This window comes from Inquilinus limosus DSM 16000 (assembly GCF_000423185.1).
Taxonomy (GTDB): domain Bacteria; phylum Pseudomonadota; class Alphaproteobacteria; order DSM-16000; family Inquilinaceae; genus Inquilinus; species Inquilinus limosus.
This window is the reverse complement of the sequence record NZ_AUHM01000052.1, coordinates 1-20,918: the sequence shown is the minus strand read 5'-3', so window position 1 is coordinate 20,918 and position 20,918 is coordinate 1. Positions and strand designations below refer to the sequence as shown.

Sequence of the window (20,918 nt, the reverse complement as noted above, 5' to 3'; positions counted from 1 at the left end):
AGGTACTGGATGCCGAAGGTCCAGCGATTGTTCGCATAGTCGTACTGGCGACCGCCCTGAAAGATGATCGTCGCCCGCAGATTGCCGTCGCCCACCGCCTTCTGGTCGAGAACGATGGCGCGTCGAATCTTCATCAGGACTTCGGTGTAGTCGGAACCGGCCGGCATGCCGTACTCGCCGGAATCGACCACATAGTCCCTGTGAAGAACGGCGCCCCTGGTGCGATTGGCGGCGGCCCCGGCCACCACCTCGAGTGTGACCGGGAACTCCGCGACCCTCGAGGTGTCCCCTCGATTCCGCACGGATGTCCTGAAACCATGGGTGCCGACGGCGAGCGGCGTCCCGATCGACAGCATGCCGGTGTCGGCATCCACGGTCACGCCGGCGGGCGCGCCCGAGATCGCGTAGGTGTAGGCGTAGCCGAATTCCGAGCCGCCCCATGCTTCGAGATAGCCGACCGGGCCGGTTTCCAGCGACGAGACGACGAACCGGGATTCGGCGAGCCACCTGGCCGGACTTGCGGCCGAGGGCGCGTCCTGGTGGGCGGCCGCCGCTGAACACGCCAGGAGGAGCGCGGCACAGATGAGGCGCTTGATGATCATCGCTGCTGCGTGACGCCGAAACACCACCCCCTGGGACATTCGTATTTACATATCGCGCGCATCGTCGCGCGGTGATCTGGCAATCGGGTGTAGAGCCGCCGTTTGACCTCATCCTTTTGCCGGTACAGCCTCGCTCGGGGCGAGAGTCCGGGGGGCGGGATGCCCGCTGAGCAAAGAGGCCCGGAGCGTCGTGCAGCCGAGCCCGCCCTTCGGCGTAGGGCTTCACTCCAATAGGCAGATCAGAGGTCAGCGCGAGGGGTGTTAGCGTCCTGCATGGATCGGAGGACCTGCCGCGCGCCAGGTCGATGCAGGCCTGGGTGAATGCCGGGTGATTGAGGCGCTATCAAGGGGTCTCGGGCATTTATGATGATCGAAATTCTCTTCACCCATGCTGGCTCACACCGGCCTGTGACTGAGCCGGAACGGTGGAGGCCGGGCTTCAGCGGTGATCCGAGCGATGCCCGCTCGACGATGATCGCGGCGAGCCCGTTGTGAATTGGACCCTCACCGGGTTGGCGGTCGGCCTGTGCCTGTGGCTGCTGATCGCGCCGGCGGCACAGAGCGGGAAGCTGTACGAGTTTCCCTTCCTGGCCGCTGCAATCACATTCGCCTTCGTCCTGCCGCAACTGCCCGGCCTGGCGGTTGATCCGTTCATGCCGGCCGGGCTCTACGCCAAGACCATCAGCTTCTTGATTCTATGCCTTGCCATGTGCCGGCTGGGCTGGATGCCGAACCGTCAGCCGGTGATGCGGGCATTTCAATGGCAGTTCAATGAGCGGAGGCTGCTTCTCGTCTCCGCCATCATGTCGCTGATAGGGGCATATTTTTACTACAAGCTGAGCCTGATACCAATCGAGTTGGCAGTCGCTACGCAATTCACGGGCTACAACGTGGTGTTGGTTTTCTTCTCTAAGTACCTTCAATACGGCTTCGCTGTCGCTCTGCTGTGCTTTTTCAACAGGCCGTCGATTCCAGCCTTCACGATCGTTGCAGTCGATGCGATGTTCTTTCTCGAGCACATCCTGAGGACGGGGAAGCGCGGCGCGACGGCTGAGCTGTTCCTGCTTATTGCCCTCGCGCTCTGGTTCAAATGGCGCCGGGCCGTGCCGCATGGTCTGGTGCTGGCGGCGGTCCTGGGCGGCACTCTGGCGCTGACCAGCACCGCGGATTACCGCCAGATGAATGTCAAGAACGATGGTCCGACATTGTCGAAGATCACAGAGATCTCGGTCTGGGAGAATTTTCAACAGATCCTGACCTCCGGTGGCGCGGAGATGCGCAATGCAATGTATCGAATCCATATGGTCGACCGGAACCAATCCTTCGACTATGGCGCCTATCATTGGGATACTCTTGCCTGGAATTACATTCCGGCCCAAATAGTCGGGCAAGAATTGAAGTTTTCCTTTATGATCGGCATCGAGGATCAGTTCGACCGCGCCTACAACAAGCCGACCGGCACGACAGAGACAGGCTTGAGCGACGCCTACGCCTCGTTCTGGTATTTCGGTGCCTTCAAATTCTTCATCATCGCCTATCTGTTGAGCCGGCTCTACGGTGCGGCGATGGCCGGCCATACGGCGCCGCAGCTCTTCTACATGCAGCTGGCCGTTCCGGCGATGCATGCGATTTCGCACCACACGCAGGGGGTCCTCTCGACATGGGTCCATGTGCTGGTGTTCTTCGTGCCGGCTCTGCTCTTCGCCCGAATTCGCAAGCAACCCGCACAGTCCTCGGCCGTCGCGGCGTCCACGCAGCCTTCGGCCGTCGCAGCGATGGGGAGGGTGTCGTGAAAAGCCTTGATGCGCCGCGCCTCGAGCCACGTCTCGGCGGGCCGACCTTCGCCCTGAGCGACCGGCTGCGCCGTTTCGCCTGGTCGGTCTGTTGGGGCCTGCTCGGCGCCTGGACACCGCGGCCGTTCCACAAATGGCGGCGCCTGGTCCTGCTGGCCTTCGGGGCGCGGATCGATCCGACGGCGCGGGTCTATGGCCAGACGTCCGTCTGGTGGCCGCCTCACCTCACGGTGGGGCGCCATGCCGTGATCGCCCCCGGGGTCACCTGCTACAACGTCGCCCCCATCACGATCGGCGATTTCGCCGTGGTGTCGCAGGGCGCGCATCTGTGCACGGGTACGCATGATGTCGACGACGCGCGCTTTCCGCTGCGCGCGAGACCGATCGTCGTCGACGCCCAGGCGTGGGTCGCGGCGGAGGCCTTCGTCGGGCCGGGTGTCACGGTTGGCGAGGGCGCGGTTCTCGGCGCGCGGGGCGTGACCTTCCGGGATCTCGATGCCTGGGCGGTCTATGCCGGCAATCCCGTCCGCAGGCTCCGAGAGCGGACGAGATTTCCGCCGCCGCAGGGATGAAATTTCGCGGCCATTCCCGACCGCCCGGGCCCTCGGTCCCGGCGGCCGGCGGCTTCACGAAGCTTGATTGAGAGTAGAGGTTGCTCGCATGCGATATTTCGTGACAGGGACGGCTGGATTCATCGGATTCCATCTGGCGCGCCTGCTTCTCGCGCGCGGCGCCTCCGTCGTCGGATATGATGGGTTGACGCCCTATTACGACGTGTCGCTGAAGGAGCGTCGCCATGCCATCCTGGCCGAGAATCCGCGCTTCGAGCCGGTCATCGGCATGCTGGAGGATGCCGACACGCTCCGGCGGGCGGCGTCCGAGGCCAGGCCGGACGTCGTCGTGCATCTCGCGGCGCAGGCCGGCGTGCGATACAGCCTGGAGAACCCGCGCGCCTACATCGATGCCAACCTCGTCGGCTCCTTCAACCTGCTGGAGGTCGTCCGGGATCTCGAGGTCCGGCATCTGATTGTGGCCTCGACCAGCTCGGTCTACGGCGCGAATGCGAAGTGCCCGTTCACCGAGGTCGACTGCACGGATCAGCCGATGACCCTCTACGCCGCCTCGAAGAAGGCCGTGGAGGCCATGGCGCATGTCTATGCGCACCTCCACGGCATTCCGACCACGGCGGTGCGCTTCTTCACGGTCTACGGCCCCTGGGGGCGCCCGGACATGGCGCTGTTCAAATTCGTCTCGGCGGCGCTGAGGGGCGAGGCGATCGAGGTCTATGGCGAAGGCCGCATGGAGCGGGACTTCACCTATGTGGACGATCTGGTCGAGGCCATGGCCCGCCTCGCCGACGTGGTGCCGGTGAAAGGACGGCCCGTGGCCTTCGAGGGGGGCGAAGACAGCCTCTCGCCGATCGCGCCGTTCCGGATCGTCAATATCGGCGGCGGCGCGCCGGTCGGGCTGCTGCCCTTCATCGACACGATCGAGCGGCATCTCGGGGTGCGGCTGGTCCGGCGCATGCTGCCGATGCAGCCGGGGGATGTCCCCAGGACCTTCGCCTCCCCCGATCTGCTCGAGGCGCTGACCGGCTACGTCCCGCAGACCAGGGTGGATGCCGGCGTTCGCGCCTTCATCGACTGGTTCCGGGACTATCAGGGCGGGTTGGAACAGGCGGCGCCGAACGCGAATGGACGCCTTCGCCGGCCGCCGACGAGATCTCGTCGCAAGCTGAAGGCATCTTCGCCGAGACCGGCCGCGGCCGTGGCCGACACCAGCGCGGCCTGAGGGAGGGCGCCCCGCCCGCTGCGGCTGGCGGGGCGCTACCGCGAAGCGGTCAGACGAGGTCGACGGTCTCCGGGCGTGGCTGAAGGCCCAGCAGCCAGCGATAGACCGCCTCCAGCTCCGCGGCCACCACCGGCCAGGCGAACCGGTTCGCGACCAGGGCGCGTCCCCGGCCCCCCATCGCCCGGCGTTCGTCGTCGGTCATGCCCATCAGGCGCCGGATGCCGTCCGCGATGGCCAGCTCGTTCGGTTCGATGGCGAGCGCGGCCCCGTGCGCGAAACCTTCCGGCAGGTTGCATTGCGGGGTGAGGAGCGACGGCAGGCCGTGAGCCCAGGCCTCCAGGGCGGCATTCGGCATGCCCTCGCTGAACGACGGGAGGACGAATGCATCCGCCGAGGCGAAGGCGGCCGCCTTGTCCGGACCGTAGAGCGGGCCGATGAAATGCACGGTCTCGCCGACGCCGAGATTCGCGGCCAGCGACTTGAGCTCTGCGCAGTAGGTCTCGGGACCGGAGCCGACGAAGACGAGATGCCAGGGCGGCGATGCCGGAGCCGCCGGCCGGGCGTTGGCCCAGGCCCGGATGAGGGGGGGCGGGCCCTTCTTCGGTGTGAGCCGGCCGAGATACAGCAGGATGCGCGCATCGGCAGGCAGGCGCGCCCGCCAGTCCGGCCGTGGCGGCTCGGCGTCGGGCAGGGCGGCGCCGTTCGGGATGCGGCAGATCGGCGCCGTCAATCCCAAGGTCCGGATCGACTGCGCTTCCGACTCGCAGAGCGCGTGCAGGCATGAGGCCCGTCGCAGATGGGCATCCTCATAGGCCCGCATCGCGATCCGCTTCTTCCAGCCATGGTTCGCGAGGGCCCAGGGATCGAGCATGCCCCGCGGGCTGATCACATGGGGCTTCATGGTCTGCGCGGCCCACTGCCGCGCCGCGACCGACGTGTACATCCAGAGTCCGTGGACATGCAGCAGATCGGCACCGCTGTCGCGCAGCGCCGCCTGCAGGCTTCGGGAGTAGCCGAAGCTGCGGGGCCCCTGGACCGGCAGCAGGTGGACCGGGACGTCTCCCCATCCCACCCGATCGGAGTCCGCGTCGCGCTCCAGCGCGAACACTTCGACCGAGATCGCCGGCGAGCGGTGCATCGCTTGGCACAGCGCCCGAAGCGCCGCGGGTGGCCCGCCATCGGACAACGAGGCCGAAGCCGTCAGCATGGCGATCTTGATCCGGGCCGGAGCCTGACCCTGCCGGGCGCCGGAGGATTGCTCAGGCCGGAACGCAATGCCTTCGCGAAGCATGGTGGACCTCCTAATGACGGTGGGCTGCCGTTGCGGCTCGGACGTTTCCGAGCGCATCGCAAAGGCGTCGCCCATAGGCCAGGAGATCGAAATCTTTGGCCCGGAGCCTGGCATTGTGCGACATCTCGAACAGCCGGACGCGGTCGTCGCAAAGCAGATGGAGCGATTGGACAATGGCGTCGACGTCGCGGATGGGCACGATGAATCCGTCCGTGCCGTCCCGAACGACGCTGCCCGTATTCGGCGTCGTGATGACGGGAAGACCGGCCGCCAGCGCCTCATAGGTCACCGCGGCCGATCCTTCGCAAAGTGACGGCAGGAGGAACACGTCGGCCCACGCGTATTGGGCGATGATCTCCAGCCGAGGAACGGTGCCCGTGAACTCGACGACCCCCTCCAGGCCGGTGCGGGCCGCCGGCGGGACCGCGCCTCCTCCGACCATGCGGAAGACAGCCTGTCCTCTCATCCGTCTGGCCGCTTCGAGGACATAGGGCGAGCCCTTGCGCAGGCCGATGGTGCCGATGGTCAGGACCCGCAGCGGGCCGTGCCGCCGATCGCTCACGGGAAGCTGGAACCGGGTGTCGACGCCGTAAGGGATGACGACGCAGCGATCGATTGGACCACCGTCCTCCGCCACGCTCTGGCGGACGAATTCGGAAGGGCAGATGATGAGATCCGCCTCAGCCCATTCCGCTCTCTCGCGAGCGGCATACGCCTCCGTGTACGTGTCCTGGCTGGCTGCCGGATCCCAGTCCGGAAAGCGCTCCTGCTCCTCCCGTTCCAGACGATCGAGCAGCGCCCAGGCCGCGATGTTCTGATCGACGGCCGTCCACAGGCCGCGGGCCCGTGCCGCCTGGAGCTGCTCCAGACATTCGCGGACCATGCCGTAGAAGCCGGTGGCCTGGCCGAAGCCATGGCGGACGACGAGCTCGGACAGGCGCCGGCCGGCATCGAGCGCGGCCCACATCCTGTCGTTGGAGCTCCCGTCCGGCCGCATGCGCTGCAACGCGAAGGAGAGGCCGAGGCCGGTGAAGCACGTCATCCGCTGCGGGGGAATGCCGGACGGCTTCCGCCCGATGAGCCGCCGGATCCCGGCCGGTTGGAACCTGCGTGGGAGATATCCGATGACCCGGGGCCACCCCTTGGTTGCGCAGATATCGGTGTAGAAGTGCTCCAGCATCCCATGTGCGTTCAGGATCCGCGGCACGGCATAGTGCCTGCGGGCGCCGAGCTGGCTGACGACCACGCGTGCGTTCACGGCCGGCCCCTCTCGTCGGCGGGCGTCGCAGCCTCCCTGTGCCGGAAGGCGGTGCTGCCGGTCGCCGCGGGCAGAAACCTCGAGAGAAGCTTGGTCCATGCGGAGCATCCTCGGTCTTCGGTAAAGTGGTCTTCGAACAGCCGCCGGGCGTTGGCTGCCAGCTGGTCCAGCTCCTTCGGCGATTGCCGCAGCTCGAGGATATGGCGGGCCAGGGTTTCGCTGTCGCCGATGGCGACCGAATGTCCGCAACGATGCCGGCGCAGGTGCAGCCCGATCTCGCCGTCAGGGTCGCCGACGAAGAGGGTGGGCCGGCCGGCAGCCAGGATGCCGTAGAATTTGCTGGGGATGACGAAGGGTTCGAGCGCGGGCAGAAGCGACACCAGATGGACGTCCGCCAGGCCGAGGCTTTCGGCCAGGAGCTCTCGTGGCTGCAGCGGCTTGAGGATGATGTTGTCCAGCCCCTGCGCCCGTATCTCCGCTTCGATGGCGGCTCGCTTATGCCCATCGCCGATGAACAGGAAACGGATGTCGTCCCGGTGCCTCAACCGCGCCGCGGCGCCGAGAATGGTGTCGAATTCGTGGGCGCGCCCGAAATTGCCTGAGTAACCGACGATGAAGGCGTCTCCCAGATTCCATTCCCGGCGAAGTGGATTTGCGTCCCGGGGGACCGGCCGGATGGCCGAGCCGTCCGACCAGTGGTTGACGACGACGAGACGCTCGGCGGGGATCCGACGAAGCCCAAGGAGGCGGGCCATCCGTTCGATCGGCGCGACGTTGCATTGGGCTTGGCGAAGCGACCAGTCACGCAGCGCCAGAGCCAGCCGGCCGGCCCAGCCGCCTTTGACGACCGACAACTCCAGCGCGACCTCGGGAAACAGGTCGTGAAGCCAGTTCACCATCCGGGCCCGCTTCAGCCTGAGGGGCAGGGCCAGCGTGACGGAGAGGAGAGGGGGGTCGGTGCACACGACGCAGACATCGCCCGGCTTCGCGTGCCGCAGCACCCAGAGCGCGGCGCTGAGATGGAAGGTGGCGTAGTCGAGTGCGCGGCCCCAGAGCCGGCCGCGACCGAAGCCCGATGTCGCCAGGCGATGGATATCGACGCCGTTGGTCGTCTCGCGGGCCGACAGACGCCTGTCCCGGTCATTGTGGAAATGCCGGCTGGCCAAGCCTTGGACGGCAAAACCCCTCCGGGCGAGGCCGAAAGCCAGGCTTGAGGTCATACGGCTCGTCGCCGACTCGTCCGGATACAAATAGCGGTTCGCCAAAATAATCTTCATCTCGCCGTCGCTCACGGATTGCGGGGGCCAACGTCAAGTCAAGGATCAAGAGTGCTGTTGCTGACGAAGAAACAGCGAGCATTCGCGCCGGAATACGCGGTGGCACGGCATGTTCCCGCTGGTTCAACGATGTATCGAACTGAAACCGGAGACTGACCGGACGCTATTGTGGCGGAGGCCTTCCTGACCCAACAAGGGAGGCAAAGGCGGTATGGCAGCCGATCCGTCCGGAGCCATTCCCTTCACTTGTCGTAGGCGCAGGCCGACCGGTACGGAGTTTGCCGGTGTCGGGATCATCCGGACGGCGGAGGCGGGTTCGCTGGCTGATCGTTTTTGCCGATCGGCGCTATGCCTCTTTGCCAGCCTGTTGCTTTTGTCGGGAGATGTATGCTGAGGCTGGCGTTGGGAGAGATTATTATTATCATAACGATATATGAACGCGATTATTTCAGAAATCTGAGTAAGTCTCGTGGCGGCCGCGATGTGAAGTGTAGGTATTACTTCATATTTACTGGGGCGAGAGGGCGGGACCAATCGTTCCGGCGCATCGATTCTCGTCAGTGCCTCAAGACCGGGTTGGGACGGCAGCTCCTCATGGATCAGCGCGACAAGACGACCGATCGCGACGACAGCCCGAAGGGGCCATGATTCCGTTCCTGGACCTGGCGGCACAGCACCGCGGCATCGCGGCCGAGGTCGAGCGCGCGGTGCTCGACGTCGTCAGAAGCGGCGACTATGCCGCGAATCCCGCCATCACCGAATTCGAGGACGCCTTCGCCGGCTATTGCGGCGCGCGCGACGCGGTTGCCGTCAATGCCGGCATCTCGGCGCTTCACCTCGCTCTGCTGGCGGTCGGCGTCGGGCCCGGCGACGAGGTGGTGACGGTTCCGGCGGCCTTTGTCGCGACGGTCGCGGCCATCCTCTATACCGGGGCGAAGCCGGTCTTCGTGGACATCGATCCGCAAACCTGGACGATGGACCCGTCGGCGATCGAAGCGGTCTTGACCCCGGCGACCAAGGCCATCGTCCCGGTCCATCTCCATGGGCGCCTGGCGGACATGGACAGGATCCTGCCGATCGCCCGCCGCCATCGTCTCTGGGTGGTCGAGGACGCCTCCCAGGCGCACGGGGCGGAGCGCGACGGCGTTGCCGCGGGCACCTTCGGCGACATCGGCTGCTTCAGCTTCTATCCCGGCAAGGCTCTGTGGGGATGCGGCGACGGCGGCGCGATCGTCACGGACCGGACCGACCTGGCCGAGACGATCCGCTGCCTCCGGGATCTGGGCCAGATCGGCCGGCACAACCACGTTCGCCACGGCTTCAACTACCGCATGGATGCGGTTCAGGCGGCCGCCCTCGGCATCAAGCTGCGCTATCTGGACGAATGGGTTCGCGCCCGAAGGCGTATCGCCGCGGTCTATGACCAAGCCTTCGCCGGGGCCGCCATCCAGAGGCCGGCGGGAGGCGCCGGCGGAGACCACGCGTACCAGATCTACGCCATCCGGATTCCCGAACGGAATTTCGTCCGTTCCCGGCTGGCCCGGATCGGCATCGCCACCGCCATCCATTACCCGCTCCCCGTCCACCTCCAGCCCGCCTATGCCGGTCTCGGCTATGGCCCCGGCCGATTTCCCGTCTCCGAGGCGTTGTCGGCCCAGACCCTGTCGCTGCCGATCTATCCCGAACTGTCCCCCGCCGCGGTGGAGCGGATCGCGCGGGCAGTGAATGAGCTCTGCCGATCTTGAGACGCCGCGGCCGGCCGGCCGTTTGCACCATCGCCACGAAAGGTGAATCGCGTCATGTCCAGCAAAACCGCCGCTCTCGCCGGGAAGCGGGTGCTTGTCACCGGCGGCGCCGGCTTCATCGGCTCGACCCTCGTCGACCACCTCCTGTCGGCCGGATGCGACGAGATCCTGGTTGTCGACAACATGCTGCACGGTCGCCTCGAGCATCTCGCCGAGGCTGTGCGGAGCGACAAGGTCCGGGTCATCGATGTCGATATCCGCGATCGATCCGCGATGGCCCGCCTCGTCGCCGGCATCGACACCGTGTTCCATCAGGCGACGCTCCGCGCCGGTCACTGCGTCAGCGAGCCTCGTCTCGCGATGGAAGTGATGGCCGACGCGACCTTCGATCTGCTCGAGCAATGCGTCGCTTCCCGGGTGCGCAAGGTCGTGCTGGCCTCCTCCGCATCGGTCTGCGGCATGGCCGAGGGGCTGCCGAGCCCGGAGGGGCGTCGCGGTCTTCACCTCGATCGCACCCTTCACGGCGTGATGAAGTCCTTCTGCGAAGGCCTGCTGCGCGCATTCAGGACCATGTACGGCCAGGACGCCGTGGCCCTCCGCTATTTCGACGCCTATGGCCCGCGCATGGACATCCACGGGCCCTACACGGAGCAGATGATCCGCTGGATCGAACGGATCGAGGCGGCGACACCCCCGATCATCTACGGCGACGGGCTGCAGACGATGGATCTCGTCCATGTCGACGACATCGCCAGGGCGAATATCCTGGCGGCGACCACGGACGTCTCAGGCGTGGCGCTCGACATCGGCAGCGGCCTGCAGACCTCGTCTCTCGACCTCGCGCGGATGCTGGCGGGCGTGATGGGGCGAGGCTGGCTGGCGCCGGTGCACATGGCCGATCGGGGCGCTTTTCCGCTGGCCCGGCCGGCGGCGGATCCTCGGCCGGCCGAACAGCTGCTGGGGTTCCGCGCGGACAGGCCGCTCGAGACCGGTCTGCGCGAACTGGTCGCCTGGTGGCGCCAGGCCTCGTCCTGGACCGCCGCGGAGCCGGAAACCGGGGAAATCCCGCCAGGGGTGACGGCTCGATGAACCGGCGCCTGGCCGCCGCCGTTCCACAGCGCCGGCGAGACGCCTGGAATGAGAGCCGGGCCATGCCTATCGATGGAGGTTCTTCCCCTTTTGTACAGGCTGTCGCTCTGCTGCAAACCCCATAAATTATAGCTCACAGTCAAAATAAAATCCCTCTGCCTTATAGTTGTTCTTCGGAGCTGATCATGCCGCAAAAGATCGCCTTAATTGTCGGAGTAACTGGTCAGGACGGAGCGTATCTGGCAGAGCTGCTCCTGTCCAAGAATTACATCGTTCATGGAATCAAGCGGCGGTCCTCCTCCTTCAACACCCAGAGGATCGATCATCTCTACCAGGATCCGCACGCGGATTCCGTCCGCTTCCATGTCCACTACGGCGATCTCACAGATTCCACCAATCTTTGCCGCATCATCCAGGATGTGGTGCCGGATGAAATCTACAATCTCGGCGCGCAGAGCCATGTTCAGGTCAGCTTCGAGACCCCGGAATACACCTCGAACGCCGACGCCCTGGGCACGATGCGGCTGCTCGAGGCGTTACGGATCCTGAAGCTCGGCGACCGATGCCGCTTCTACCAGGCATCGACGTCGGAGCTGTTCGGACGGGTTCAGGCCGTTCCGCAGGACGAGCGCACGCCGTTCTATCCCCGCAGCCCCTATGCGATCGCCAAGCTCTATGCCTATTGGATGACCGTCAACTACCGCGAGGCCTATGGCTTCCACGCCTCCAACGGAATCCTGTTCAACCATGAGAGCCCGATCCGAGGAGAGACCTTCGTCACGCGGAAGATCACCCGGGCGGTCGCGGCGATCGAGCGGGGTCTCCAGAAGTGCCTGTACCTCGGCAATCTGGATGCGCGGCGCGACTGGGGTCATGCGCGAGACTACGTCGAGGGCATATGGCGCATCGTCCAACAGGACGAGCCCGACGATTACGTGCTCGCCACGGGCGAGACCCACACCGTGCGGGAGTTCGTCGAGCTCGCATTCCGGGTGGCCGGCCGCGAGATCGAATGGACCGGCAGGGGCGTCGACGAGAAGGGGCTGGATGCCAAGACCGGCGTCCCGCTCATCGAAATCGATCCGCGGTACTTCCGCCCGACCGAGGTCGACCTCCTGCTCGGCAATCCGGCGAAGGCCCGGGAGAAGCTCGGCTGGAGCCACACCACCCCCTTCGGCGATCTGGTCGCCGAGATGGTGAATTCGGATCTGGTCGCCGTGATGCGGGAGGCCGGACGAAATGACCGCTACGAATGACGCCGTCCGCCGCCTGCCGCTCGATCTGCGCGGCAAGCGGGTCTGGGTCAGCGGTCACCGGGGCATGGTGGGGTCGGCGCTGGTCCGCCGGCTTGCGCGGGAGGACTGCACGCTGCTCTTCGTCGACCGGGCGGAGGTCGATCTGACCAGCCAGGCGGCGACGGAGGGCTGGATGCGGCGGGAGCGGCCGGAGATCGTCTTCGCCGCGGCGGCGCGGGTCGGTGGGATCGTCGCCAATGCGACCTACCCGGCCGAGTTCCTCTACGAGAACCTGATGATCGGCGCAAATGTGATCCACGCCGCCTATCGGACCGGTGTCGAGAAGCTGCTGTATCTCGGATCGAGTTGCATCTATCCCCGCGACACGACCCAGCCCATCCGCGAGAGCCAACTCCTGACCGGGGCGCTCGAGAAGACCAACGAGCCCTATGCCGTCGCCAAGATCGCCGGGGTGAAGCTGGTGGAATGCTACGCCCGCCAGTACGGTTGCCGCTTCATCTCGGCGATGCCGACCAACCTGTTCGGCCCCAACGACAATTTCGACCTGGAAACCTCGCATGTGCTGCCGGCGCTGATCCGCCGGATTCACGAGGCGAAGGTCCGCGGCCAGCCGACCGTCGAGATCTGGGGGTCGGGGCGGCCGCGCCGCGAGTTCCTGCATGTCGATGATCTCGCCGACGCTTGCGTCATCGCGATGCAGCGTTATGAGGATCCGATGCCGATCAATATCGGAACCGGGGCCGACATCTCCATCGCCGACCTCGCTCTTCTGATCGCCAAGGTGGTCGGCTATGAGGGGACTTTCGCCTTCGACCCGCGCCGACCGGACGGCACCCCGCGGAAGCTGCTCGACATCGGGCGGATCACGCGCTTGGGCTGGCGGGCCGGAATCGATCTGGAAAGCGGAATCCGGAACACCTATCGCTGGTGGCTCGAGAATGCGCCGCCGCGCGCCGGAGCGGGCGGGCCAATGCGAGAGCGGGATCGCTCGCGCCAGGCGCGCGGCGCTCTGGCGCTCGGCTAGCTCCACGCAGATCAGCGAGCGGACGGCATCGCAGGCAAAGCGGCACCGAACCGGGCCAGAGCGCGCAGGCAGGCGGGCCGGTTCGCCGGAATTGGAGTCAAATCAAAATTAATTAGTCCTAAATGCGATGCAAGCATGGTATGCAATTGCGGGAGCAAGCATGCCGATAACGCTGCGGTCGCCTTCGGAAGACGGCCCGATGTCGCTGACGACGACCGCCAATCGGGCGGCCATATCTGATAAATGGAGCAGGGCGCGAGTGTTCACCCGTCATAAGATAATATTCCAAAATTACCCATATAGATCGCAAGGATTATATAATACTAAATGAGAATATTTCTGGTTTTCTTTTGGATGGAAGGATACATCGAGTGGTAAGGGTTTTGCAAAATGCATACCGATTTATGATGGGTGGTTTTTGTGCTTTTACTATCAAAAATAAGAATGAAGAAGATGGTGTCTTGAGCAAAACATAGGCGCAGATATGGCTGGATTGGAGGAGGCCTTTCTGTTGAAGATCGGCCGTTATTTCGCCCCATCGCCATCGGAGACCCTCGCTGTCACGAAATTGCTCGCGACCCGTCGGCGGTATGCCGCCCGGATAGAGATGTTGGAGGATACCGAGAGGCATCATCGGATTTTTGTCCTGAGTGATGGGTGGGGATATTCGTTCAAGGACCTCCCGAATGGACTGCGTCAGATCGTTGATTTTGTTCTGCCGGGAGACTTCTTTGGTCTGGAGAGCATTTTTCTGGATGGAACCGGCCTCGGCTTCGCCAGCGTCACACCGGTCGAGACCGCTCCGATCTCACCCCAATCGCTGATCGCCATCTCCAGGCAGTGGCCGCGCCTCGGCGGCGCGATCCTTTGGAGCGTCAGTCTCGAGAGCTCGATCGCGGGAGAGCGCCTGATCGGGCTCGGACGGAGGTCCGCCGCTGCACGCGTAGCGCATCTCCTGCTCGAGCTGTCCGTCCGGCTGGATTTCATCGGCCAGGGCAGCCCGTCGGGATTCCTCTGTCCTCTCACTCAGCACGACCTGGCGAATGCCCTCGGCTTGACCGCCATTCACGTCAATCGGGTGCTGCGAAACCTGCGGCAGCTCGGGCTCGTCGTCTTCCGGAACTCGGAGGTCGAGTTTCTCGACCGTGCCGGCTTGGTGGAGTTCGCCCATTTCGATCCGGCCTATCTCGGCCAGGGCCGTGCGATATCGCGCAAAATCTTCAACAGCTGAGGCATGAAGCGAAGCCTCTCCGGGGCCCCCTGAGACGCATCCCATTCCACTGGTGCTCCAGGTGGGCGGGGGCGGCGCTCGCATATCGACATTTTGGGGGCGACACTCCGACGCCCGACGGAGCCTGCGTTCGGGACCATGTCCATGTTCTCGATCATGCGGCCTCGCCGCGCCGGGGCCGCCTGCCTCGTCCCGAGCTCCCGAAGGCTGCGGCGCGAACCGGGCTGGCGGTCCTTGCGCGGCGACCTGCGAGCGATCATCCGATCGGTTCGGGCGTGGCGCTCCCGCCATCCGGACGGGCCGCGATTCTCCGGGCTTCGCCTTCCCTGTGGATGCCGGGTGCAATCCAACGGACGGGGAGCGGGCCGTGCAACCGGCTGATCGAACTGCATCAAAGGCGGCAGATCTCCCACTCTTTCCGGTCAGGCCCGTCGGTCGGTCCATCGGCGGAGCTGGAGCGCGACGCCAAAAAGGGGGAGCGCCATCCGCATCTCGGATGGGCCGTGCCCGCAGCAAGAATGCCCGCAGCGCGCGGGACTGGATCGGCCAGCATATTCCGAACATACCCCTTCAAGGAGGGTGACCCCAAAGGAGTACTGTTCGCCTAATTTAGGTTAATTCCCAAAACGTCCGAACCGCCTATTATACCTTATGACATACCCGAGCCGGAGGGCATCATGCCTAGGCCTGGGGTTGTCCGATCTATACTACGACTCCTGTGAATGTAGTGTGAAGGGATGGCAGTTTTGACTGCCGGTCCCCGAGGAAGCGAGAGATTGCAGGGGAAGACTGCCAAGACAATGGCAAAAGAAAAATTTAGATAAAACTCGAGATAATGTCGCTCTGGCAGCGGAGGCCGCCTTCATCAAGAGGGGGAAATAATATGTCGAATCATCTGGAATTTTCCACCAACGGAGCCGCCAAGAACTACATCGGATCGGTCGAAGCAAACGCCAAGTTGTTCGATCCGCAGGATCTGGTCGGAGCCAAGTCTGGTGCCGTGAACGAGTCAGCGCTCTTCGAAGCTTCCGACAATCCTCACATAGCGGTGATCGATTATCGTAAGCTTGAACTGGAATGCCTGATCAGAGGATTCCGCTCCCGGAATACCAATCTGGAAGCATTTGCATTCTCCAGTATAGAGAGCTGGAGGAACGCTACGGAAATCCATGATCAGGTTTCGGCGATACTGTTCAACATCGGATGGCGGAATGCAACCGATCCGGATGTCATGGGCGCTGTGAAGTCCTTGACGTCAGATTTTGGGGAGATTCCGACGATCGTCATCGGCGATGTCGAAGACATGGCCCATGTCATGAAGATTCTGGAGTACGGCGCCCGCGGCTATATTCCGACCAGCGTGGGTCTCGATGTCGCTATCGAAGCGGTTCGCCTGGCGCGTGCGGGAGGGGTCTTTGTCCCGGTCAGCAGCCTTGCCTCCTTTCAGCAGCATCTGTCGGGGGAGAAGCCGTCCCAGAACAGCGTGATGAATGGTCTCTTCACCGCCCGTCAGGCGGCGGTGGCGGATGCCCTGCGCCGGGGCAAGGCGAACAAGATCATCGCTTATGAGCTCAATCTCTGTGAGAGCACGGTGAAGGTCCACATCCGAAACATCATGAAGAAGCTCAAGGCGAAGAACAGGACTGAGGTTGCGTACAAGATCAATGACATGATGCCCAGAGGAAGTGGATTGGACAAGTCGATGTAGTTTGCTTTCGTATATGAAATTTCAAATATGAGATGGTCTGCCGTGATTGAGATCGCGCCAAATTCTGGTCATCATACGCGAAGCCTGCAAGACTATCTGCGGATCTTGCGGCGGCGGAAATGGGCCGTCTGGATCCCGGTGGTCGCGGCGATAGCGATTGCCGCCTTTCTCTACACGCAGGCGGTGCCCCGCTACGTCGCGGAGGTCGTCGTCGCGCTCGACGTCCGTCGGGTTCAGATTCTGCCGGCGGATGCCGTGGTCTCGCCCCTGCCTCAGGACAGCCCCGTTCTTCGGACCGAGCTCGACGTCATCGCGTCCCGGACGATGGCCAACCGCGTCGCCGATATCCTCGAGCAGGCGGGATACCAGCCGGACGATATCGCGCCGCCTTTGGCCGAGACCTTCCGGCAGAGGATCGTACGGTGGATCGGAGACGGATGGCAGGCCGTCGTCGGTTCCCCTCCGGCTCGTCCGCCGGAGCCGCAGTCCGAGGTCGAGGAGACGCCGACGCGGCGTGCCGCGATCGATCGCCTGCTCGACAACCTTCAGGTGAGCAACGACGGTCGCTCCTATACGATCTTCATCTCCTATACGGCCGATGATCCCGAATTTGCCGCGACCGTCGCCAACGCCTTCGGCGAGGCCTATCTCTCGTATCAGGCTTCGGTCCAGTCGGAGGCCACCCGGCAGGCGAGCGAATGGCTCGGCGCCAAGCTCGACGACCTGCGGCAGCGGCTCGAAGCCTCGGAGGCGGCGGCCGAGCGCTTCCGCCGCGACGCCGGGCTCATCGAATCCGACGGAACGACGCTCGAGACGCAGCGGATCAATGCCCTCAACATCGAGCTCGTCCAGGCCCGGTCCAGCCGCGCCGATGCGGCGGCCCGCCTCGAAACTGCCCGGACGCTGTCGCGGAGCGAGTACGGGCTGGACAATTTCGCGCAGGTGCTGAACTCCGGCACCATCCAGGCGCTTCGGGCCGAACAGGCGAGGATCGAGCGCAGCCTGTCCGAACTGCAGGACACGGGCGCCGTCAAGAGCAGCCAGCTGCCGTCCCTTGAATCGCAACTGGTCTCGCTCAAGCAGCAGATCGCGGCCGAGGTGCAGCGCATCCTCAAGAGCCTCGAGAACGAGCTCGATGTCGCCCAGCGCAAGGAGGCCGCCATTCTGGCCGCATTCCAGGAGGCCGAGGACGACCTGTCCAAGACCAGCGACGCCCGGGTGCAGCTCAACCAGCTCGAGCGCGAGGCGACCGCCGACCGCACGATCTATGAGACCTATCTCAACCGCTACAAGCAGACGATCGAGCAGGAGGGCTATGCCGTTCGGGAGGCTCGCATGGTCTCCCGGGCCGAGCCGCCATCCGTGCCGGCGAGCCCGAAGCTGGTCCCCTACGCCGCGCTCGGTCTTCTGGCCGGCCTCGGCCTCGGCCTCGGTCTCGCGCTGCTGCGCGAAAGCATCGACGACCGGGTCCGGTCGCCGAACGATCTGGAAGGCGCGATCGGACTTCCCGTGATCGATCTCGTTCCCCGGATCCGCGGGGCGAAGCAAGCCACGGCCGTGTCCGCTTTTGTGCTGGACCAGCCCCGATCCGCCTTCAGCGAGGCCATACGCGCCCTCCGGTCGACGCTCCAGCTGGCGCCGGCGACCCGACGCGCGCAGATCCTGATGTTCACCTCGGTGCATCCCGGCGAGGGCAAGACCAGCCTGGCGGTGTCGCTGGCGCGTTCGGTGGCCAGGACCGGCCTCAAGGTCATCGTCGTCGACGCGGATCTCCGCAAGCCCGCGATCGCCGAGCAGTTCGGAGCCGCCACGGCTCCGCCGCTGCCCGACGCGATCGGTGGCGTGCAGTCCTTCGAGGAGGCGATCCAGGTCGACCCGCGGTCACAGGCGCATTTCATCGCCCCGGCGTCGTCCGGGGACTCCTTCGATTTCATCCTCGGGGGCGTCCATCTTCGCGAGGCGCTGGCGAATTTGAGGAAGCGGTACGATCTCATCATCCTCGACACGGCGCCGGCCTCGACCTCCACCGATGCGGCGCAGATGGGGGGATTGGCGGACGCCGTGATCCTGGTCGTGCGCTGGGGACGGACGACCACGCAGGCGGTCGCGACGACCATCCGGCAGCTCGCCTTCCGCGGGGTCACGGTCTCAGGCGTGATCCTCAACGGCGTCCCTTCGGGGCGCCAGGGGCGCTACGAGGCCGGGCCTCCCGCCGCCGGATGGCCGCCGAAGATCGATCATTCTCATCCGCCGGACCTGCGTGGCCAGGGCATCGGCCTTGTCAAGGAAGCGTAGGGGCGACGTCTCATGATCACCAAGTTCCGGACGAGAACGACAGATGTGCCGCGGTCGCGGCGCCTTTCGGGCCGGCGGGCGGGCTACCTCCCTCTCTGCATGCTCGCGGCCCTGCTCTGGATGGAAGCCGCGGTGCCGGCCGCAGCGGGCGATGGGGCGTACCGCATCAACCCCGGCGACACCCTGGCGATCACGGTCTACGGGCAGGAGACGCTCTCGGGACCGTTCCGCGTCGGCCCCGACGGGATCATCGGCTACCCGCTGCTCGGCGACGTCGAGGTCGACGGGCTCACCACCGGCGAGATCGCCAAGCGGATCGGGGCCGGGCTGGAGGAACATGTCCCGTCGGGCAGCGCGGTGAGCGTATCGATCCAGGAATACTCGCCGGTCTTCGTCCTGGGAGAGGTCGAGAAGCCCGGCCCGTATCCGTATCGGCCCGGCATGATCGCGCTGGAGCTCCTCGCCGTCGGCGGCGGGTTGAAGAAGCCCACCCTGACCACGGAGAACAGCCGGCTCCAGCTCATCACCACCGGGCAGGAATATGCCGATCTCCAGTTGCAGCGCTTTTCCCTTCTGGTGCGCCGCGCCCGGCTGAAAGCGGAGATGAGCGGGGCTGAGACCTTCGAGTTCGTCCTGCCCACGCATGACAGTGTCCAGGACGCCGATGTGCTGAACCGGATCGTCGAAGGCGAGGAGACCCTGTTCCAGGTCCGCAAGGAGGCGCTGGAGAGCCAGGATCGGGCAATGCAGGCGCAGCGCGCCAGTTACGAGCAGGAGATCTCCACGCTGGAGCAGGCCATCAAGATGCACAACGAGGAGTTGGCTCTGTTGGCCGAGGACGTGAAGGCGATGCAGACCCTGGCCGATCAGAAGCTCACCCAGCTGACGCGGCTGCGCGAGACGCAGCGGAGCTATTCGGTGGCCCAGCGCGATGTGCTGGACCAGCAGTCCTATCTCGCGCGCGCACGCCAGAATCTGCTGGATCTCGAACAGCGGCGCATCGAGCTGCGGAGCACGCGGATCAATGAGAATGCTGCTGAACTGCGGGAGGCGGATCTCGAAATCGCCCGTGCCGATCAGAGAATGGGCTCGCTCCTCGCCACCCTCTCGGAACTCAAGCAGGAAATGACGAGCGCGACCGAGGCTGTGGCGGCCGTGACGACGAGCTATACGATCACCCGCCTTGTCGATGGCCAATACCAGGAGATCGCGGCGGATGAGCGGGCCGAGATCCGGCCGGGGGACATCCTGCGCGCCAGCCAGAAGATCGATCTGCGCGGTCCGCAATTGACTCTCAACTGACCGGCCGCCGCGCGCCCGGGCTCCGTTGTCGCCGCCCCGTCTGATGCAGAGACGGGGCGCCCCCTACTCCACGGTGACGCTCTTGGCGAGGTTGCGGGGCTGGTCGACGTCGGTGCCCTTGGCCACGGCGGTGTGATAGGCCAGGAGCTGGACCGGCACGGCGTAGAGGATCGGGGCGACGAAGGGGTCGACGCCGGGCAGGCCGATCGCCGCGACCGGTCCCGGCCCCAGCCTCTCGATCCCCTCCGGGTCGGAGAGGAAGATCACCTTGCCGCCGCGGGCCATCACCTCCTGCACGTTCGACACGGTCTTGTCGAACACCGCGTCGCGCGGCGCCAGCACGATCACCGGCACCTTGTCGTCGATCAGCGCGATCGGCCCGTGCTTCATCTCGCCGGCGGCATAGCCCTCGGCATGGATGTAGCTGATCTCCTTCAGCTTCAGGGCGCCTTCCAGGGCCAGCGGGTAGGACAGGCCGCGGCCGAGATACAGCACGTCGCGGGCCAGCGCCACCTGGTGGGCGAGGTCGCGGATCGTGGCGTCGTGGTTCAAGACCTCGGCCAGGCGGCTCGGCAGCTCGGTCAGGGCGGTGGAGAGCTCCGCCTCGCGCCGGCCGTCGATGGCGCCGCGCGCCCGCGCCGCGGCCACGGCCAGGCAGGCCAGCACGGTCAGCTGGGTGGTGAAGGCCTTGGTCGAGGCGACGCCGATCTCCGGCCCGGCCAGGGTCTGGATCACCGCGTCGCTCTCGCGCGCGATCGAGCTGTCCGGCACGTTGACGATCGACAGCACGCGCTGGCCCTGGGAGCGGGCGTAGCGCAGCGCCGCCAGCGTGTCCGCGGTCTCGCCGGACTGGGAGACGAAGACGGCGAGGCCCCCCGCCGGCAGCGGCGCCTCGCGGTAGCGGAACTCCGAGGCGATGTCGATCTCGACCGGCAGCCGGGCCACGGTCTCGAACCAGTACTTCGCCACCATGCCGGCATAGAAGGCGGTGCCGCAGGCGACGATGGTGGCGCGCGGCACCTGGGCGACGTCGAAGGGCAGCGCCGGCAGCACGATCGCCCGGGTGGCCGGGTCCAGCATGGTGCGCAGGGTGTCGCCCACCACCGCCGGCTGCTCGTAGATCTCCTTCAGCATGTGGTGCCGGAAATCGCCCTTGCCGATCAGGGCGCCGGTCTGGGCGATCGGCTTCACCGGCCGGGCCACCGACCGATCCTCGGCGTCGTAGATCTCGACGCCGCTGCGCGCGATCACCGCCC

Annotated in this window: 16 protein-coding genes; 11 read left to right on the top strand and 5 right to left on the bottom strand. The window is 65.4% G+C overall.

From position 1 onward, the window contains the following. The coding region (locus G537_RS0129030; RefSeq protein WP_026873051.1) for a hypothetical protein at window positions 1-602 on the bottom strand (602 nt) is incomplete at its 3' end. 491 nt (window positions 603-1,093) lie between these two features. On the opposite strand from G537_RS0129030, the gene G537_RS40565 reads away from it, so the two are divergent. From G537_RS40565 to G537_RS40555, 3 genes are all read left to right on the top strand, one after another. Further along, window positions 1,094-2,395: a hypothetical protein gene (locus G537_RS40565; protein WP_051249276.1), complete on the top strand. Its 1,302-nt coding sequence runs from the start codon at window positions 1,094-1,096 to the stop codon at window positions 2,393-2,395. Continuing rightward, window positions 2,392-2,967: an LbetaH domain-containing protein gene (locus G537_RS40560; RefSeq protein WP_034853415.1), complete on the top strand. Its 576-nt coding sequence runs from the start codon at window positions 2,392-2,394 to the stop codon at window positions 2,965-2,967. The genes G537_RS40565 and G537_RS40560 overlap by 4 nt, the downstream gene beginning before the upstream one ends. A gap of 88 nt (window positions 2,968-3,055) precedes the next feature. After that, window positions 3,056-4,186 carry an NAD-dependent epimerase/dehydratase family protein gene (locus G537_RS40555; RefSeq protein WP_064742237.1) on the top strand — a complete coding sequence of 377 codons (1,131 nt, stop codon included), beginning with the start codon at window positions 3,056-3,058 and terminating at the stop codon, window positions 4,184-4,186. Between the two features lie 49 nt (window positions 4,187-4,235). Here the strand turns inward: G537_RS40555 and G537_RS0129010 are convergent, their stop codons facing one another. Genes G537_RS0129010 through G537_RS40550 form a run of 3 tightly spaced genes read right to left on the bottom strand, consistent with a single transcriptional unit; the run spans window position 4,236 to window position 8,012 of the window. After that, window positions 4,236-5,552, bottom strand: a complete 1,317-nt coding sequence (locus G537_RS0129010) for a glycosyltransferase (RefSeq protein ID WP_162146166.1) — start codon at window positions 5,550-5,552, stop codon at window positions 4,236-4,238. Continuing rightward, the gene (locus tag G537_RS0129005) at window positions 5,488-6,735 is read right to left on the bottom strand and encodes a glycosyltransferase family 4 protein (RefSeq protein WP_026873049.1); all 1,248 of its coding nucleotides are present in this window, start codon (window positions 6,733-6,735) and stop codon (window positions 5,488-5,490) included. Before G537_RS0129005 ends, G537_RS0129010 begins: the two co-directional genes overlap by 65 nt. Further along, entirely contained in the window at window positions 6,732-8,012 is a 1,281-nt protein-coding gene (locus tag G537_RS40550) for a glycosyltransferase family 4 protein (RefSeq protein WP_081689127.1), read from the bottom strand. Before G537_RS40550 ends, G537_RS0129005 begins: the two co-directional genes overlap by 4 nt. A 644-nt stretch (window positions 8,013-8,656) precedes the next feature. On the opposite strand from G537_RS40550, the gene G537_RS0128995 reads away from it, so the two are divergent. The 8 genes from G537_RS0128995 (at window position 8,657) to G537_RS40525 (ending at window position 19,662) form a co-directional block, all read left to right on the top strand. Continuing rightward, window positions 8,657-9,757 carry a DegT/DnrJ/EryC1/StrS family aminotransferase gene (locus G537_RS0128995; RefSeq protein ID WP_026873048.1) on the top strand — a complete coding sequence of 367 codons (1,101 nt, stop codon included), beginning with the start codon at window positions 8,657-8,659 and terminating at the stop codon, window positions 9,755-9,757. A 54-nt stretch (window positions 9,758-9,811) separates the two neighbouring features. Beyond that, entirely contained in the window at window positions 9,812-10,846 is a 1,035-nt protein-coding gene (locus G537_RS0128990; protein ID WP_026873047.1) for an SDR family NAD(P)-dependent oxidoreductase, read from the top strand. A gap of 185 nt (window positions 10,847-11,031) precedes the next feature. Then, window positions 11,032-12,102, top strand: coding sequence for a GDP-mannose 4,6-dehydratase (gene gmd / locus G537_RS0128985; protein ID WP_026873046.1), 1,071 nt, complete (start codon window positions 11,032-11,034; stop codon window positions 12,100-12,102). Next, window positions 12,086-13,126 carry a GDP-L-fucose synthase family protein gene (locus G537_RS40545; RefSeq protein ID WP_064742235.1) on the top strand — a complete coding sequence of 347 codons (1,041 nt, stop codon included), beginning with the start codon at window positions 12,086-12,088 and terminating at the stop codon, window positions 13,124-13,126. Before gmd ends, G537_RS40545 begins: the two co-directional genes overlap by 17 nt. A gap of 511 nt (window positions 13,127-13,637) precedes the next feature. Next, on the top strand, window positions 13,638-14,357 hold the full coding sequence (locus G537_RS40540) for a Crp/Fnr family transcriptional regulator (RefSeq protein ID WP_162146165.1): 720 nt from the start codon (window positions 13,638-13,640) through the stop codon (window positions 14,355-14,357). Window positions 14,358-15,240: 883 nt separating this feature from the next. Beyond that, window positions 15,241-16,065 (top strand): response regulator transcription factor, encoded by an 825-nt coding sequence (locus tag G537_RS40535; RefSeq protein WP_081689126.1) that lies wholly within the window; start codon window positions 15,241-15,243, stop codon window positions 16,063-16,065. A gap of 42 nt (window positions 16,066-16,107) precedes the next feature. Further along, a complete protein-coding gene (locus G537_RS40530) occupies window positions 16,108-18,360 on the top strand; it encodes a GumC family protein (RefSeq protein ID WP_162146164.1) in 2,253 nt (750 codons plus the stop codon). A 12-nt stretch (window positions 18,361-18,372) separates the two neighbouring features. Continuing rightward, window positions 18,373-19,662: a polysaccharide biosynthesis/export family protein gene (locus tag G537_RS40525; RefSeq protein WP_051249272.1), complete on the top strand. Its 1,290-nt coding sequence runs from the start codon at window positions 18,373-18,375 to the stop codon at window positions 19,660-19,662. Window positions 19,663-19,725: 63 nt separating this feature from the next. Here G537_RS40525 and glmS read toward each other — a convergent pair. Further along, window positions 19,726-20,918, bottom strand: a 1,193-nt coding sequence (glmS, locus tag G537_RS0128955) for a glutamine--fructose-6-phosphate transaminase (isomerizing) (protein WP_026870551.1), incomplete at its 5' end; no start/stop codon positions are given.